This window comes from Chitinophaga sp. YIM B06452, from assembly GCF_039655965.1.
GTDB lineage: Bacteria > Bacteroidota > Bacteroidia > Chitinophagales > Chitinophagaceae > Chitinophaga.
This window is the reverse complement of record NZ_JAWLKY010000001.1, coordinates 256,373-272,581: the sequence shown is the minus strand read 5'-3', so window position 1 is coordinate 272,581 and position 16,209 is coordinate 256,373. Positions and strand designations below refer to the sequence as shown.

The following is a 16,209-nucleotide window of genomic DNA, read 5'->3' as shown; positions in this document are numbered from 1 at the left end:
ATGTTAATGAGTTGTTAATGATTATGTCTTTAACAGATCGCTGGGCCCCGGCCCAGCAGGCATTTTTTTTCGCGTTAACAATCTTTTTTTGAACGTTGAACACCTTTTCAAAGAAGGGTTAAAATCTGATCACTAATCGCGCAAATACTATACAACGCGCCGCAATGCTTTCTTTATTTTGAGCAACACTAAAGCAGCAGCCTTTCTCCCATTACCTGTTAAACCACACGTCTACTCTTAAAACTGTAATTTACCCGCATGATGATCCACAAAAAGCTGGCACTGATAGCAGGATGCATGTTTGCTTCCGCAACATGCCCTGCACAGCAGCAAGACTGGCTGGTGAACAACACCGGCTACAAAGCCGCCGTTACCGAAAACGGCAACAACCTGACAATCTCCAACGGCCTGCTCAGCCGCAGCTTCGTACTGGGGCCAAATGTTGCCTGTACCGACTTCCGGAACCTCAGCAGCGGGGAACAGCTGCTCCGCGCCGTGAAACCCGAAGCGCGCCTTACCCTCAACGGCAAAACCTTCAACGTAGGCGGCCTCTATGGTCAGCCGCAACAGGCCTATCTTTTACCCGCCTGGCTGAAGGATATGAAAAACGATGCCGCCGGTTTCCAGTATGCCTCCCATACGGTGACGCCTATACGGCCTTACGTGCACTGGCACCCGAGGTTATGGGCGCTTAACAAACAACAGCCTTCCGGCAAAATGCTCACCTTCATCTATACCTCCGGCCAGCCTGAGTTAAAAGGCGTGCGCGTGCTGGTGCACTACGAATTATACGACGGCATCCCGCTCGTGTGCAAATGGCTCAGCATCGAAAATGCCTCGGGCGGCGCATTGCAGGTGAACCAGGTGGTGAACGAAGTGCTGGCCACCGTGGAAGAAGAATCCGCTGTGGTAGGAGAGGTGAACCAGATGGCAACGCCCCATAACATTTACATCGAAAGTAACTATGCGTTCAACAATGCGATGAAAGCCAGTCTCAGCGACCAGACCACTCACTGGAAGGCAGACAGCACTTACCGCTCGCAGGTGAATTACAATTACACCACGCCCTGCCTGCTGGAAGTTTATCCCGTGCAAGGCGTGAACATCAGCATGGCCCCGGGCGGCAATTATTCCTCTATCCGCACCTACGAGCTGCTGCTGGACAGCTATGACAGGGAAAGGAACGGTCTTGCCCAGCGCGCCATGTACCGCACCATTGCGCCGTGGACAACACAGAACCCCATTTTCATGCACCTCGTAAGTTCAGATCCCGAACGCGTGAAATCTATCATAGACCAATGTGCCGCAACCGGTTACGAAGGCGTGATACTCAGTTTTGGCAGCAACCTGAATATGGAAGATACCAGCGCAGCCAATATCCGCAAATTCAAAGAGCTGGCCGATTATGCGCATGCGAAGAACGTTCTGCTGGGCGGTTATTCCCTGTTCAGCAGCCGGCGCATCAGCGATGAGGACGATGTGATAGACCCCAAGACCGGCAAGCCCGGCGGCGCCTTGTTCGGCGGGCATGCGCCCTGCCTCGGCAGCAAGTGGGGCAATGCTTACCTGCAAAAGCTCAAATATTTTATCACCCGTACCGGCTTTGATATTTTTGAGAACGACGGTCCCTATCCCGGCGACGTTTGCGCTTCCACTACGCACCCCGGCCACAAAGGGCTGGACGATTCGCAGTGGACGCAAATGGAACAGCAAAAGAAATTCTACCGCGAGCTGAACGAAATGGGCGTGTACATCAATGCGCCGGACTGGTATTTCCTGGATGGCACGCACAAGATCGCCATAGGTTACCGTGAAACGAACTTCTCGCTCCCGCGTGAGCAGCAGGTGATCCTGAACCGGCAGAATATCTACGACGGCACCTGGGAAAAAACACCGTCCATGGGCTGGGGCTTTGTGCCACTTACGCAATACCATGGCGGCGGAGCAGATGCAACGCTGGAGCCGCTGAAAGACCATCTCCATGCCTATGAGAACCTCATGATGCAATACTACGGCGCAGGCGTGCAAGCCTGCTACCGAGGCCCGCGACTGTATGATACCAATGCTACCAAGGCCCTGGTGCAACAGGTTGTAGGCTGGTACAAAAAATACCGCGACATCCTCAACGCGGATATCATCCACCTCCGCCGTGCAGACGGCCGCGAATGGGACGGCATCCTGCACGCCGATCCGAAAGGGAAATACAAAGGCCTGGCTATGCTCTACAACCCGCTGACCACGCCCATCACCCGGGAAGTGGTACTGCCGCTGTATTACACCGGGCTGGATAAAACCGCTTCCATCCGTGAAAAAGAGGGGACGCCGAAACAATACACGCTCAACCGGCAATATGAAGCGCTGGTGAAAGTGACCATCCCGGCGCAGGGATATACCTGGCTGGTGGTGGAATAAAGAACGGCGTTGCAACAAATAATACAGGGGGAACCGTTATACGTGTTCCCCCTTTGCATTACGATTCAAAAAACAACAGCCACGGTCAAAATCCTACCAACGTCAACACCCGTTTACCATTAACTTGTACGAGGTTAAAACTTATATGATGAAACGAAACACCCTTTGGCTGCTACTCTGCATGCTTCTTACCCTCAACGCGTTTTCACAGGGCAAAAAATTGTTCCCGGAAACACCGGAGCAAAAAGAAAAACGTCTCGCCTGGTGGACGAACGACCGCTTCGGGATGTTTATCCATTGGGGGCTCTACGCCCTTCCCGCCCGCCACGAATGGGTTAAGAACCGCGAGCAGCTCACCGATTCCGCGTACCAGAAATATTTTGAGTACTTCAACCCGGATCTTTATGACCCGAAAGACTGGGCCAGGCAAGCGAAAGCCGCCGGCATGAAGTACGCCGTTATTACCGCCAAACACCACGAAGGCTTCTGCCTTTTCGATTCCAAATTCACTGATTACAAAGCCACCAACACGCCCATCAAAAAAGACCTGATCAAAGAGTGGGTAGACGCTTTCCGCGCGGAAGGCATTAAGATCGGGTTTTATTATTCGCTCATAGACTGGCACCATCCTGACTTTACGATCGACAGGACGCACCCGCAGCGCGCAAAAAGCGATGTAGAATACGAAGCGCTGAACAAAGGCAAGGACATGGCCCGCTACCGCACTTATCTGAGCAACCAGGTGAAAGAACTGCTCACCAATTACGGGAAGATAGACATCCTGTGGCTGGACTTTTCCTATCCCGGTAAAAACGGCAAAGGCCATGAAGACTGGGGCTCCGAAGCGCTCATCAAAATGATACGCAAGCTGCAGCCCGGCATTATCGTGAACGACCGCCTGGACCTCAAAGAATATGAAGACGGCGGCGATTTCGTAACGCCGGAACAATACAAAGTAGCCGAATGGCCCACTGAGAACGGCAAACGCGTGCCCTGGGAAACCTGCCAGACCTTCTCCGGCTCATGGGGCTATTACCGCGACGAAACCAGCTGGAAAGACGTAAAGCAACTGCTCGTGCTGCTCATCGAATCGGTGAGCAAAGGCGGGAATGTGCTGCTGAATGTTGGTCCTACCGCCCGCGGCAAGTTCGACTCCCGCGCGCAGAACGCTTTGAAAGGAATGGGCGAATGGATGGAATTCAACAGCCGCGCTATTTACGGCTGCACGCAGGCGCCGGATAAATATGCGCGCCCGGATCATTCGCTGCTGACGTACAATCCCGCCACCAAACGGTTGTACGTTCACCTGCTGGATTATCCCCTGCAGAACTTCACCCTGCCCGGCTACAAGGGCAAGATCAAATACGCGCAGTTCCTGCATGATGGCTCCGAGATCCGCTTCAGTGCTCCGTCAGGCCACGGCCACGGTGCTAATAGCCTGGGCGAAGGCGACCTGAACCTGAGCCTGCCCGTGATCAAACCCGGTGTGGAAATACCGGTGATAGAACTCATGCTGGCAGATTAATAAATTTGTATTTTGTGAGACGGGCTGTCTCAAAAGTAACGGGCGCTTTTGATCCTTGCTTTTGAGGCAGCCTTCCTTTTTAAATGACAGTTATGATAAAACAATTCCTGGCCTTCGGCCTGCTCGCGGTAACGGGCGCGGCTATCTGCAGTTTCATTCCTCCCAAAGCGCCGAAACCCAATGTGGTGATCATTTTCATGGACGATATGGGCTATGGCGACCCTGCCTGTTTCGGCGGCGGCCCTTACCTCACGCCCAACCTGGACAGGATGGCGGCACAGGGCATGCGGTTTACCAACTTCTATGCTGCGCAGGCCGTGTGTTCCGCTTCCCGCGCAGGTTTGCTGACCGGCTGTTATCCCAACCGCATCGGGATTGCAGGCGCATTGAGCCCGAATTCTAAAATTGCGCTGAACAATGAAGAAGAGACGATCGCGGAGATATTGAAAGACCAGGGTTACGTGACCGGCATGGCCGGAAAATGGCACCTTGGCGCCAAACCGCCTTTCCTGCCGCAGCAGAACGGTTTTGATACATACCTGGGCCTGCCTTACTCTAACGATATGTGGCCTGTGTATTACGATGGGAAACCTTATGCCGATACTTCAGCCAACAATCGCCGGAATTACCCGCCGCTGCCGCTGATAGAGGGCAGCGCAACGAAAAGGGTCATCCGCACACTGGAGGACCAGGCGGAACTGACTTCGCTCTATACCAAGAAGGCCTGCGATTTCATCCGCGGGAATAAGAACAAACCTTTCTTTCTCTACCTGGCGCACAGCATGCCGCATGTGCCCATCGCCGTGTCAAGAAAATTCAGGGGAACGAGCGGGGCAGGCCTTTTCGGCGACCTCATGCAGGAGCTGGACGCCAGCATCGGAGAAGTGATGAAAACACTGGAAGAGAACGGCCTGAGCAAGAACACGCTCGTGATATTCACCAGCGATAACGGTCCCTGGCTGAACTTCGGCAACCATGCCGGCAATACCGGCGGGCTGCGCGAAGGAAAAGGCACCAGCTACGAAGGCGGCCAGCGCGTGCCCTGCATTATGCAATGGCCGGGGCATATCCCCGCTGGAACAGTCACGAGCAAAGTCGCTTCCACGATCGACGTGCTGCCCACGGTAGCAGTTATTTGCGGTGCGAAAATGCCTCAAAAGAAGATCGACGGCATCAATATTTTGCCTTTGCTGAAAGGTGAAAAGAATGCCAATCCGCGCGACCATTTTGTGTATTACTACGGCAACAACCAACTGGAAGCGATACGCAAAGGGAATTACAAACTGGTCTTCCCCCACAAAGCCCGCACCTATAAACTGAACCTGCCCGGCTACGACGGCTTCCCCGGCGCACAGCCTAATGTGGACGCGCCGCTCGCGCTGTACGACCTGCATTCGGACCCGGGAGAAACACTGGATGTACAGGCGAAATTCCCTGAAGTGGTAAAAGATCTGCAGGCGCTGGCAGACACGTACCGCCAAACGCTTGGCGATGCGCTCACCAACGTAAAAGGAACGGAGAACCGGGAACCGGGAAAGGTAGGGAACTGAGCAAATGAATTAATCGGATAACGAAGGGCTTCCTGTTACGGGAGGCCCTTCTTTTTAGGCTTAACAATTCCATAATATTAGAACAGTTCCTTTGCAGGATGAAGCCTATCGCTCTCATCTTCTTCCTGTTGCCCGTGATGCGCCTTGCCGCGCAAACGGATGCGCCCATGATGATATCCCGCGCCGGCGCTCCCGCTACCGTAGCCGATGCGGCATTCCCGGAACTGAAAGATTCGCTGGACCGTGCAATGGATCGGAACGACGGTATTGCCGCGGCGCGTCTGCTGAGCCGGATGGCCGATCAATGTTACCACCTCGGCTACTATCCCCAGGCGCTGGATTACCACCTGCAGGCAGGTAAGCTTTACCGCCAGGAAAAACAATGGCAGCTGCTGGCGGAAAATCTCAACGACATCGGCACCTTATATTATTACAACCGCCAGCCCCAACTCGCCCGCCGCCAGTACGACGAAGCGCTGGAACTATACCGCCAGGCCGGCAACAGCAACGGGATGGCTCAAACCAACGGCAGGATAGGCCACCTCTACGAAAAACAACAGCACTACGACAGCGCATATTTCTACCAGCACAAAGCCCTGGAGCTTTTCAGCCGGACAGACAACCGAACCGGCATCGCCAAGATATACGAGAACCTTGGCAGCATCCACGAAGACCTCGCGCAATACGACACCGCGTACCGCTACTTCAAACAGGCACTGGACCTGAATCTTCAAAACGGCGACCGCCCCGCCACCATTGAGATATACAATAACCTGGGCGACATCCTGCGCAAGACCGGCCGCTACCAGGAAAGTCTTGTCTACAGCCGCAACGCGCTGGACCTGGCGCTGGAAACAAAAGAAGAGTACCAGCTCAGCAGCGCCTATCGCGATATTGCAAAAGCCTATAACCTTCTCGGCCGCAACGACAGCGCTTTTTATTACCTCGAGCTGAGCCGCGAGAACCTGCTCACCATCTATTCCCGCGAAAGCAGCAAGCAGCTCTCCATCCTGCAAGCCATGTACGACACCGGCAAGAAGGACCTGGAGATCGTGAACCTGAAGAACACCCGTAAAACCGCCATCGCCCTGGTGGTGGGAGCTTTATTACTGGCCGCGCTGGGGGTGCTCATCATCAGCCGCCAGCGCCTGAAGATCAGGAACACCGCCCTGCTGCGCATGCAGGAACAGCAGCAGTTCCGCACCCGCACCGAGCTGTTGCAGATGCAGGAGCAGAACCTCAAACAGGAGCTGGAAGTGCGCTCCAAAGTGCTGGGCACCCATACCCTCCATATTATCCAGAAGAATCAATTGCTGGAAGACATCCAGCAGCGGCTGGAGGAAATGGTGAAAGACGACCGCCGGGATCAGAAAAAGCAGCTTAAACAATTGCAACAGCTCATCCACCAGAATTTTAACCACGACCAGCATTGGGATGAATTCCGCAGCATCTTCGAACAGATCCACCAATCCTTCTTCGATAAACTGAAACAATACTGCTCCACCCTCACGGCCAACGACCTGCGGCTGGTGGCGCTGCTGAAAATGAATCTCAGCTCCAACGACATCGCGATCCTGCTGGGAATTTCGCAGGACAGCCTGCGCGTGGTACGCTACCGCCTGCGCAAAAAACTGAACCTGCGGCAGGGGGAAAGCCTGAGCATTTTTATACAGTCGCTGTGAATAATGTCCGCTTAATGTTACGGTAATGTTTTCTTAACAGACATTTTGTTACGCACCTTGATGTTGGAAATCAATTATTTAGACGCCTCCTGTTCACGCTGTTGCCGCTTTGTTCACGCAGCTGTTCACGTTGTTTCCTTTTTGTATACGCCCAAAATTTGCCTGCCGGGCAGCTTCATGCGCATCTTTGGAGCGCCGGGAAAAATGACGGCCGTTTTTTCCCGGGCACTGTCCAAACCAATAAAAAGATACCATGAAAACGAGCGTGATAAATTTTAACGCATACAGGGATGAACCGCGGGGTTCCATTCCATTAAACCGGGTCAAAAGAATTTTATCGGTAATGATCCTGTGCTGCATCAGCATGCTGGGCTTTGCCCAGGGAACCGGGCTGGTAACCGGTCATATTATGGATAAAAAGCAGCGCCTGTCCCTCCCCGGCGCCACGCTGAAGCTCAGTCCCGGCAACCACTACACCGTAAGCGACCAGCAGGGCAAGTTCGAGTTCCTGGATGTGCCTGCGGGACAATACACCCTGGAAGTGAGCTATATCGGGTATGAAAAAATTTCCCAGCCCGTGATAGTCGCTGCCGGCAGGAATGAGCAGGTGACCCTGGGCCTCGAAGCCGGGGGCATTGCAGGAAAAGAGGTGCTGATCGTGGGCGACCGCCTGCGCGGCCAGGCCAAAGCCCTCAACCAGCAGAAGAACAATCCCAATGTGACCAACGTCGTGAGCGCGGACCAGATCGGCCGTTTCCCCGACGGCAACATCGGCGACGCCATTAAACGCATTCCCGGCGTAACCATGCAGAACGACCAGGGAGAAGCACGCAACATCATCATCCGCGGCCTCGCCCCGCAGCTCAACTCCGTAACCCTCAACGGCGACCGCATTCCTTCCGCCGAAGGCGATAACCGCAACGTGCAGATGGACCTGATCCCTTCAGATATGGTGCAGACCATTGAACTGAACAAGACCCTTACCCCCGATATGGATGCGGACGCCATTGGCGGTTCTGTGAACCTGGTGACCCGCGCGGCGCCCAACGGTCCCCGCGTGTCTGCCACGCTTTCCACCGGCTATAATCCCATCCGCGAGAAACCCATTTACAACGGCGCGCTCGTGCTGGGCAACCGCTTCTTTTCCAGCAAGCTGGGCGCCGTGCTGAGTGCTTCCTACAACAACAACGATTACGGCTCAGACAACATCGAACCCGTTTGGGCGAAAGATGATTTCGGGAACGTATATACAGAAGAGCTGAGCATCCGCCAGTATTTCGTGCAACGCATCCGCAGGAGCATTTCCGGCGCGCTGGACTACCGCTTTAATGCCAACAACATTGTTTACCTGAATGCAATGTACAACTGGAGAGACGATCGTGAGAACCGCTATGCACAAGGTTTTGAAGACATTGAACCCGAATACGGCGCCAATGATAACATCACCGGTTACGTGGGCAGCCTGAGCAAAGAGAACAAAGGCGGCATCGGCGGAAGCAGGGGAAAGAACCGCAGGCTGGAAACACAGCGCGTGCAGAACTATTCCCTCCGCGGCGACCACCTGCTGAGCAGCAAGCTGGACCTGAACTGGAGCGCCACCTATTCCGCTGCCAGCGAAAAAGCAGACCGTGAAAGGTACATCGCCTATGAATACGAAGACGCGCCCCTCACCCTCAACCTGGCCAATCCCCGCCGCCCGCTTGTAACTGCGCCCGGCGTGACCGATGCCGATTATGAGTTCAACTCCGTGACTGAAAACAACGACTTCACCCGCGAAAGCGAACTGGGTCTGAAAGTGAACCTGCGCTTCCCGCTCAGCGTGATCCCGCAGCAGAAAGGCCGTATGCGCGTTGGCGCGAGGCTGAGGCTGAAAGACAAGAAACGAGACAACAACTTCTTCGAATACGAACCCGTCACCGAATTTGAAACGCTGGACAAAATGCCGACTGTTTCCTGGAATGGCAGGAACTTTCAGCCCGGCAGCCAGTACGTGCCCGGCACCTTCATTGCGCCTGATTTCCTCGGCGGCCTCGACCTGAACAATCCCGCATTGTTCAACAAAGAAGCAGACCCGTCTGAATACCTCGCAGATAATTACAAAGCCAGGGAAACCATTACCGCAGGCTATATCCGCTGGGACCAGGACATTACTTCCAAACTTTCCTTTATTGCCGGTGTGCGTTTGGAAAATACCAGCACCAAATATGAAGGCAACGTAGTGGAAGACGAAGAAGAGCTGGCCGGCCAGCGCAGCGTGAAGAACAACTACCTGAACGTATTGCCCGGCATTACGTTCAAGTTCAATGCTACGGAAGACCTCGTGCTCCGCGCCGCGGTAACCACGTCCATTGCGCGGCCCAACTATTACGACATTGCGCCGTATGTGAGCAGCGTGGCAGACGATGAAGAGCTGAGCGCCGGCAATCCCGCCCTGAAATCCGCTTACGCCGTCAACTACGACATCATGGCCGAGCAGTATTTTAAATCCGTGGGTATCCTTTCCGGCGGCGTGTTCTATAAGAGCATCAAAGATTTTATTTACATCTATAGCGACCAGCAATACAACGCTGCCAAGTTCGCCGCGGATTATCCCACCCTCAGTAATCCTATTCCAGACGGTGATACCTGGGCGTACAAACAGGCGCGCAACGGCAACAAAGTAAAAGTTTACGGCTTTGAAGTGGCCCTTCAGCGCCAGCTGGACTTCCTGCCCGGGTTTGCAAAAGGTTTCGGCATCTACCTGAACTATACTTACACGAAATCAGAAGCAGACGGCGTGTATAACGGCGATGGTGAAAAACGCACGGGCGTTACATTGCCGGGTACTGCGCCGCATATGTTCAACGCGTCACTTTCGTACGAAAACAAGATCTTCACCGCCCGCATTTCCGGCAACTACGCTGCTTCTTACCTCGATGAGCTGGGAGGTTCCGATTTTGAAGACCGTTTTTACGACCGCCAGTTTTTCCTGGACGCCAACGCTTCGGTGAAGCTGACGCAGCACCTGCGCGTATTCGGCGAGGCGAACAACCTTACCAACCAACCGCTGCGTTATTACCAGGGCATCGCCGAAAGGACCATGCAGGAAGAGTTCTATCGCCCACGGTACAACTTCGGTTTTAAATTCGATCTGTAATTTGCATAAATCAGCATGATGACGAGATTAACATTGATATATACAACCCTGGCGCTGGTATTTGCTGCCTGCAATGACCATGCGCCTGTTGCGGAAAATGCGCTGAAGCCGGCCGCCGTGACCGAACCCGTGGAACATGATACCGACGATCCTGCCATCTGGATCGACCGGAAAGATACGCTTCAAAGCCTGGTCATTGGTACAGACAAAGACACGCAGGGCGCGCTTTATGCCTTTGACCTCAACGGAAAGATCGTACGCAAATCGGAAGGGCTGAAACGACCGAATAACGTGGACATCGCCTATGATGTACACGTAAATGGCCGGTTGGTAGACGTTGCGGTGCTCACCGAAAGAGAAACCCGCAAGATCAGGATCTTCAGCCTGCCGGACCTCAAACCGCTGGACAATGGCGGTATCCCGGTATTTGCAGGCGAGCAGCAGGCCGACCCCATGGGTGTGGCCTTATATACCCGCCCTTCCGATTCCGCCGTGTTCGTGATCGTGGGCCGGAAAGAAGGTCCTGCCGACGGCTACCTCTGGCAATACCGTCTGCAGGACGATGGCCGCGGCAACCTGGAAGCTGAAGTAGTACGCAAATTCGGGCGGTATAGCGGGAAGAAGGAAGTAGAAGCCATCGCCGTGGACAACCAGTTGGGCTTTGTGTATTATTCAGACGAAACCGCCGGTGTGCGCAAATATTATGCAGACCCCGGTAAAAAGGATGACCACGAGCTTGATTTCTTCGCGCAGCAGGGCTTTGCTTCCGACCACGAAGGGATTTCCATTTATCCGGTTACGGACAGCACCGGCTACCTCCTGGTATCCAACCAGCAGGCCAATACGTTCATGATCTTCAGAAGAGAAGGCCCGAATGCTTTCGTGGCGGAAGTCCCCGTTTCCACCATCGAAAGTGATGGTTCAGACATCACGCCCGTTACTTTCGGCGGCAAATATCCCGGCGGGCTGTTTGTGGCTATGAGCAACGGCAGGGTGTTCCACTATTATTCCTGGAAGGATATTGAAGGGAGAATGAAATAATAAACTGGTAAGATTTTTTAAAGAAATGCCGCTTCAAGCCTGGAGCGGCATTTTCATTTTAACATTGTTTTAACACTTATTGCAATGGCATGACATATACCGGAGTGTTAATTGCGGTGTAACATCTAAATCGCTGACAAAATCGAATCCTTGCCCGTTTTCTGCAAACAAATTGAACATTAGAATCCCTGCGGTTGTAATTCTTGAATGACCCGGGCCTGTCTTGTTTTTCCCTACCCTCCAATTCAAATCATATGAGCTTAAACACGTTATTATGAAATCAGGCTTACTATTGTATTCCATTTTCTTATGGCTATTCCTGCAACCCCTTGCCACGCTTGCCCGTGGCTCAGGCGCTTTTATGCAGGCCATTACCGTAAAAGGTACCGTCCGCGGCAGCGACGGTACGCCGATCCCCGGTGTTACCATCCAGGTGAAAGGCACTTCCACCGGCACAGTATCCCAGCCAGACGGCACTTATTCCATCAATGTGCCCGACGCCAATGCCACGCTCCAGTTTTCCTACATCGGCTACACGCAGCAGGAGATCCCGCTTGCGGGGCGTACCACGCTCGATGTAGTAATGAGCTCCTCCACTTCGGAGCTGGAACAGGTGGTGGTGATCGGTTACGGCACCCGCCGCAAGAGAGATGTTACCGGCGCTGTGGGCAATGTGCGGGGTGAAGAAATTGCCAAGCAGCCCGTGAACACCGCCACACAGGGCGTGCAGGGCAAGCTGGCGGGCGTGCAGATCATCAGCTCGGGCCAGCCGGGCTCCCAGCCGCAGGTGCGTGTGCGCGGTACCGGTAGTATGCTGGCAGGCGCCGAACCGCTGTATGTGGTAGACGGTATCCTCACTAACGACATCCGTAACATCAATACGGCAGATATTGTGAGTATGGACGTACTCAAAGACGCTTCCGCTTCTGCCATCTATGGCGTGCGCGCGGCCAACGGTGTGATCATCATCACCACCAAACGCGGACAGGCCGGTAAAATGGAGGTGAGCTACAATATGAACATCGGCTGGCGCCAGGCAGCAAACGTCGTTAAAATGGCCAACAGGCAGCAATACGTCGACTACCTCGCAGTGGCCGGCCCGCAGGTAACCATCCCGGATTTCGGCGCGGACTCAGACTGGTATGATGCTGTCTTACGCAAAGGCCTCCAGCAGGTACATAATATTTCCCTTTCCGGCGGCAGCGAAAAATTCCTGTATTATTTCAACGCCGGTTACCTTACCGATAAAGGCATTGTGAAAGACAATCAATACGACCGCTTCACGATCCGCTCCAATAATGAATGGAACATCGTGGAAGACAAGCTGAAGTTCGTAGCCCAGCTGTCGTACATGCACAACAAAACCGACTATGTGCAGCTGGACGATATCTACAACAACACCTACCGCGCCGCGCCCGTGATACCCATTACACGCAATGGCAAATACGGCAACACCTCCGCCTTCCAGAATGTAGGCAACCCCATTCTCACGCTGGATAAAATATTCGACGAGATGAACGAGAACCGTTTGCAGGGAACCACCTACCTCGAATATTCCCCCTGGAAATGGCTGCGCCTGCGCTCCAGTATGGGCGTGAACCAGGGATTCCAGAACAGGCGGCAGTTCAACGACAAATATCTCAACGACGAAAACACATTCCTCGTTGCGGGCGGCAACCAGCAAAGGCCCGAAAGCCAGCTGACGATGGTGAAAGAAGAAGGCACCGAATGGCTTTGGGAAAATACGGCTACGTACCAGCAACGCTTCGATAAACACGACCTTACCGTGCTGGCCGGTTACACCGCGCAAAAATATTCCGGGAATTATCTGCAGGGCCTCCGCCGGAATGTGCCCAACAGCCCGGATCTCTGGTACCTTATCGCCGGCGACCCGAACACTTCCACCAACACGGCAGATGGTGACAAATACGCCCGTACATCCATTCTCGCGAGGGTGAATTACAGTTACGACGATAAATACCTGCTGTCTGCCTCTTTCCGTAACGACGCTTCTTCACGTTTCCCTTCGGATAACCGTAACGGTTATTTCCCTGCGTTTGGCCTTGGCTGGGTGATCTCCCAGGAAGATTTTATGAAAGACCAGCAGTTCTTCACCTTCCTGAAACTGCGTGGCAGCTGGGGACGAATCGGTAACGACAATATCGCTTCCAATCTTTACATACTCACGGCCAACTCAGGCCTGTTGTATTTCTTCAACGGCGTGCCCACCCTGGGTACCAACCTGGCAGACATCAAAGACCGTAACCTGAAATGGGAAACCACCCAGGAATACGACTTCGGGCTTGAATTCAGCATGCTGGACAGCAAGCTGACCGGCGAAGTGAACTATTACAACAAAGAAACCCGCGACGCACTGGTGACTGTGAGGATCCCCGGCCTGCTCGGCGACCCGGACAATGAATATACCACCAACGCAGGCTCTTTCGTGAACAGGGGCTGGGAGTTTACGCTGGGATGGAAAGACAAGATATCCGATGATTTCGATTACACCATTGGCGGCAACCTCACGCTCAACGACAACGAAGTGACCGGCCTGAACCAGGGCCAGCCGCTGTTCCGCGGCGGCGTAGGCCAGCAGGGCAACATTACCAAAACAGATAATGGCCAGCCTATCGGCAGCTTCTTTGTGCTGGATGCGGACGGCGTGTTCCAGAACCAGGGAGAAATAGACGCCTATGTAGATAAGAACGGCAACAAGATCCAGCCTAACGCACAGCCCGGCGACCTGCGCTACCGCGATGTAAACGGCGACGGCGTGATCAACCTGGACGACCGCGTGTACGCAGGCAGCTACCAGCCGAAATTCTATTATGGCATCAATGCAGGGCTTAACTACAAGAACATCGACTTCAGTGTGGACTTTTACGGCAACGCGGGGAATAAAATCTACAACGGTAAAAAAGCTTTCCGTTATGATGTGACGGACAACATAGAAGCCAGCTATGCAGATAAACGCTGGCGGCCGGACCGGCCGTCTTCCACAGACCCGAGAACATTGCCCGGCGGCATTCCCGCATCTGATTATTTTATAGAATCCGGCAATTTCTTCAGGCTGAACAATATCACGATCGGTTACACATTGCCAAAGGCTTTGCTGGAGCGGATAAAGTTCGAGCGGCTGAGAGTATACCTTACCTCGCAGAACCTGTTCACCGTAAAAAAATTCAGCGGCTTCTCACCCGAGCTGGTGGCAGGGCAGGCAAAAAGGGACGGCTTCCTGTCGTTACAAAACAGTACCAGCCCGCTGGAAGCAGGCATCGAACTGAATCCGTACCCGACTACCAAAACTTTCGCGATAGGACTGAACGTAACATTTTAAATGCAGCAACATGAAAAAGACGATCTATATACCCCTGTTGATGATAACCCTGCTACTCGTGTACGCGGGCTGCGGGAAAGGTTTCCTGGATATTCCGCCCCAGGGCAGGGTGACCGAAGAAGAAATACGCACCAACCCCACCGCCGCCATCGACCTTACCAACGGCGTGTACAACGTAATGTGGCTGGGCGGTTTCGGGCCTGATGTGCATGGCCTTCAATTTATCAACATCACGAGCATTGTGAGCGACGATGCCGATAAAGGCAGCACCCCGCAGGATTATGGCCCTTCCGCTGAGATTGATAATTTCACTTACGGCCCTTCCAATCCTATCGTGGCCAACTTCTGGACAGGCTACTACCAGGCCATTGCGCGGGCCAACCAGGCGCTGGATAAACTGCCGCTGAGCCCGCTGGACGATGCGGACAAGAACAGGCTGATCGGTGAAGTGCGTTTCCTGCGCGCATATTTTTATTTCAACCTCGTGCGCACCTATGGCGGCGTACCGAAGATAGACAGGGTGCCTACGCCTGAAGAAGCCAATTCAGACGCGTTTCAGACGCGCGCTTCGGCGGCGGACATCTATGCGCTTATTATCGAAGACCTGCAGTTTGCCGTGGCCAATCTTCCGTTGAAAGGCGCAACACCGGTAGGCCGCATCACCAAAGGCGCCGCGCAGATGCTGCTCGGGAAAGTGTATATGTACCAGAAGAACTGGCAGCAATGCTTCAACCTGAGCCAGGAAGTGATCAACTCCGGGCTGTACGATACGCTTTCCAATTATGCGAACATCTGGCGTGTGGCAGGCGCCAATTCCATTGAATCAATTTTCGAAGTGCAAACCGGTACCAACGCCGCCTGCAACTCCGCCATCGAGCTATATGCCAACAGCCAGGGTATCCGCGCCAGGAAGGGCTGGTCCGATTTCGGTTTTGGTTTCAACAATCCCTCCGCAAACCTCGTGGCTGCCTACGAGCCCGGCGATAAACGGAGAGCGGCCACCATCATTACCATACAGCCGAACGGCACCGTGTTGTGGGATGGTTTCCGCGTGCCCAGCCGCGATTCCGTGGAAAACGACCGCTACAACTACAAAGCATACCACAGCCGCACGCAGGAACCTTATTGCGGCAGTCCTGACCGTACGCCCAAGAACCTGCGTGTGCTGCGCTACGGCGAACTGCTATTGCAATACGCCGAAGCCGCCAATGAGCTGGGTAATACCGGTGAAGCATTAGCTAAGCTGAACATCGTGCGCAGGCGCGCAGGGCTGCCACCGGCCGTTTCAGGCGGGCAGGCGGACCTGCGGCAAAAAATATGGAGAGAACGGAGAGTGGAGCTGGCCATGGAGCACGACCGCTTCTGGGACCTCGTGCGCACCGGCCGTGCAGGTGTAGTGATGCGCGCAAGCGGGAAAAATTTCGTGGATAACAAGAATGAATTGTTTCCCATCCCGCAGGACCAGATCCTGCTGAGCAATAACCGTCTCACGCAAAACCCCGGGTACAATTGAGCTCCGGGTG

The 16,209-nt window shown here is 54.0% G+C and carries 8 protein-coding genes; all 8 read left to right on the top strand.

Annotation, left to right across the window (positions count from 1 at the left end; genetic code table 11):
* The first annotated feature begins 258 nt into the window (after window positions 1-258).
* The 8 genes from R3I13_RS01000 (at window position 259) to R3I13_RS00965 (ending at window position 16,199) form a co-directional block, all read left to right on the top strand.
* The gene (locus R3I13_RS01000; RefSeq protein WP_346316041.1) at window positions 259-2,412 is read left to right on the top strand and encodes an alpha-galactosidase; all 2,154 of its coding nucleotides are present in this window, start codon (window positions 259-261) and stop codon (window positions 2,410-2,412) included.
* Window positions 2,413-2,560: 148 nt separating this feature from the next.
* Complete coding sequence (locus tag R3I13_RS00995) at window positions 2,561-3,937, top strand: alpha-L-fucosidase (protein ID WP_346316040.1); 1,377 nt, start codon at window positions 2,561-2,563, stop codon at window positions 3,935-3,937.
* A 92-nt stretch (window positions 3,938-4,029) separates the two neighbouring features.
* Window positions 4,030-5,487, top strand: a complete 1,458-nt coding sequence (locus R3I13_RS00990) for a sulfatase (RefSeq protein WP_346316039.1) — start codon at window positions 4,030-4,032, stop codon at window positions 5,485-5,487.
* 98 nt (window positions 5,488-5,585) lie between these two features.
* Complete coding sequence (locus tag R3I13_RS00985; protein WP_346316038.1) at window positions 5,586-7,169, top strand: tetratricopeptide repeat protein; 1,584 nt, start codon at window positions 5,586-5,588, stop codon at window positions 7,167-7,169.
* A gap of 343 nt (window positions 7,170-7,512) precedes the next feature.
* Window positions 7,513-10,305: a TonB-dependent receptor gene (locus tag R3I13_RS00980; protein WP_346316037.1), complete on the top strand. Its 2,793-nt coding sequence runs from the start codon at window positions 7,513-7,515 to the stop codon at window positions 10,303-10,305.
* A gap of 15 nt (window positions 10,306-10,320) precedes the next feature.
* The gene (locus R3I13_RS00975) at window positions 10,321-11,346 is read left to right on the top strand and encodes a phytase (RefSeq protein WP_346316036.1); all 1,026 of its coding nucleotides are present in this window, start codon (window positions 10,321-10,323) and stop codon (window positions 11,344-11,346) included.
* A gap of 274 nt (window positions 11,347-11,620) precedes the next feature.
* Window positions 11,621-14,686, top strand: a complete 3,066-nt coding sequence (locus R3I13_RS00970; RefSeq protein ID WP_346316035.1) for a TonB-dependent receptor — start codon at window positions 11,621-11,623, stop codon at window positions 14,684-14,686.
* A gap of 10 nt (window positions 14,687-14,696) precedes the next feature.
* Window positions 14,697-16,199 carry a RagB/SusD family nutrient uptake outer membrane protein gene (locus R3I13_RS00965; protein WP_346316034.1) on the top strand — a complete coding sequence of 501 codons (1,503 nt, stop codon included), beginning with the start codon at window positions 14,697-14,699 and terminating at the stop codon, window positions 16,197-16,199.
* The last annotated feature ends 10 nt before the right edge of the window (window positions 16,200-16,209 follow it).

Excerpts from the sequence above, each read along its gene's own strand:
- R3I13_RS00965 (WP_346316034.1), top strand. The coding sequence starts at position 14,697 with ATGAAAAAGACGATCTATATACCCCTGTTGATGATAACCCTGCTACTC.
- R3I13_RS00980 (WP_346316037.1), top strand. The coding sequence starts at position 7,513 with ATGATCCTGTGCTGCATCAGCATGCTGGGCTTTGCCCAGGGAACCGGG.
- R3I13_RS00990 (WP_346316039.1), top strand. The coding sequence starts at position 4,030 with ATGATAAAACAATTCCTGGCCTTCGGCCTGCTCGCGGTAACGGGCGCG.
- R3I13_RS00985 (WP_346316038.1), top strand. The coding sequence starts at position 5,586 with ATGAAGCCTATCGCTCTCATCTTCTTCCTGTTGCCCGTGATGCGCCTT.
- R3I13_RS00970 (WP_346316035.1), top strand. The coding sequence starts at position 11,621 with ATGAAATCAGGCTTACTATTGTATTCCATTTTCTTATGGCTATTCCTG.
- R3I13_RS00975 (WP_346316036.1), top strand. The coding sequence starts at position 10,321 with ATGATGACGAGATTAACATTGATATATACAACCCTGGCGCTGGTATTT.
- R3I13_RS01000 (WP_346316041.1), top strand. The coding sequence starts at position 259 with ATGATGATCCACAAAAAGCTGGCACTGATAGCAGGATGCATGTTTGCT.
- R3I13_RS00995 (WP_346316040.1), top strand. The coding sequence starts at position 2,561 with ATGAAACGAAACACCCTTTGGCTGCTACTCTGCATGCTTCTTACCCTC.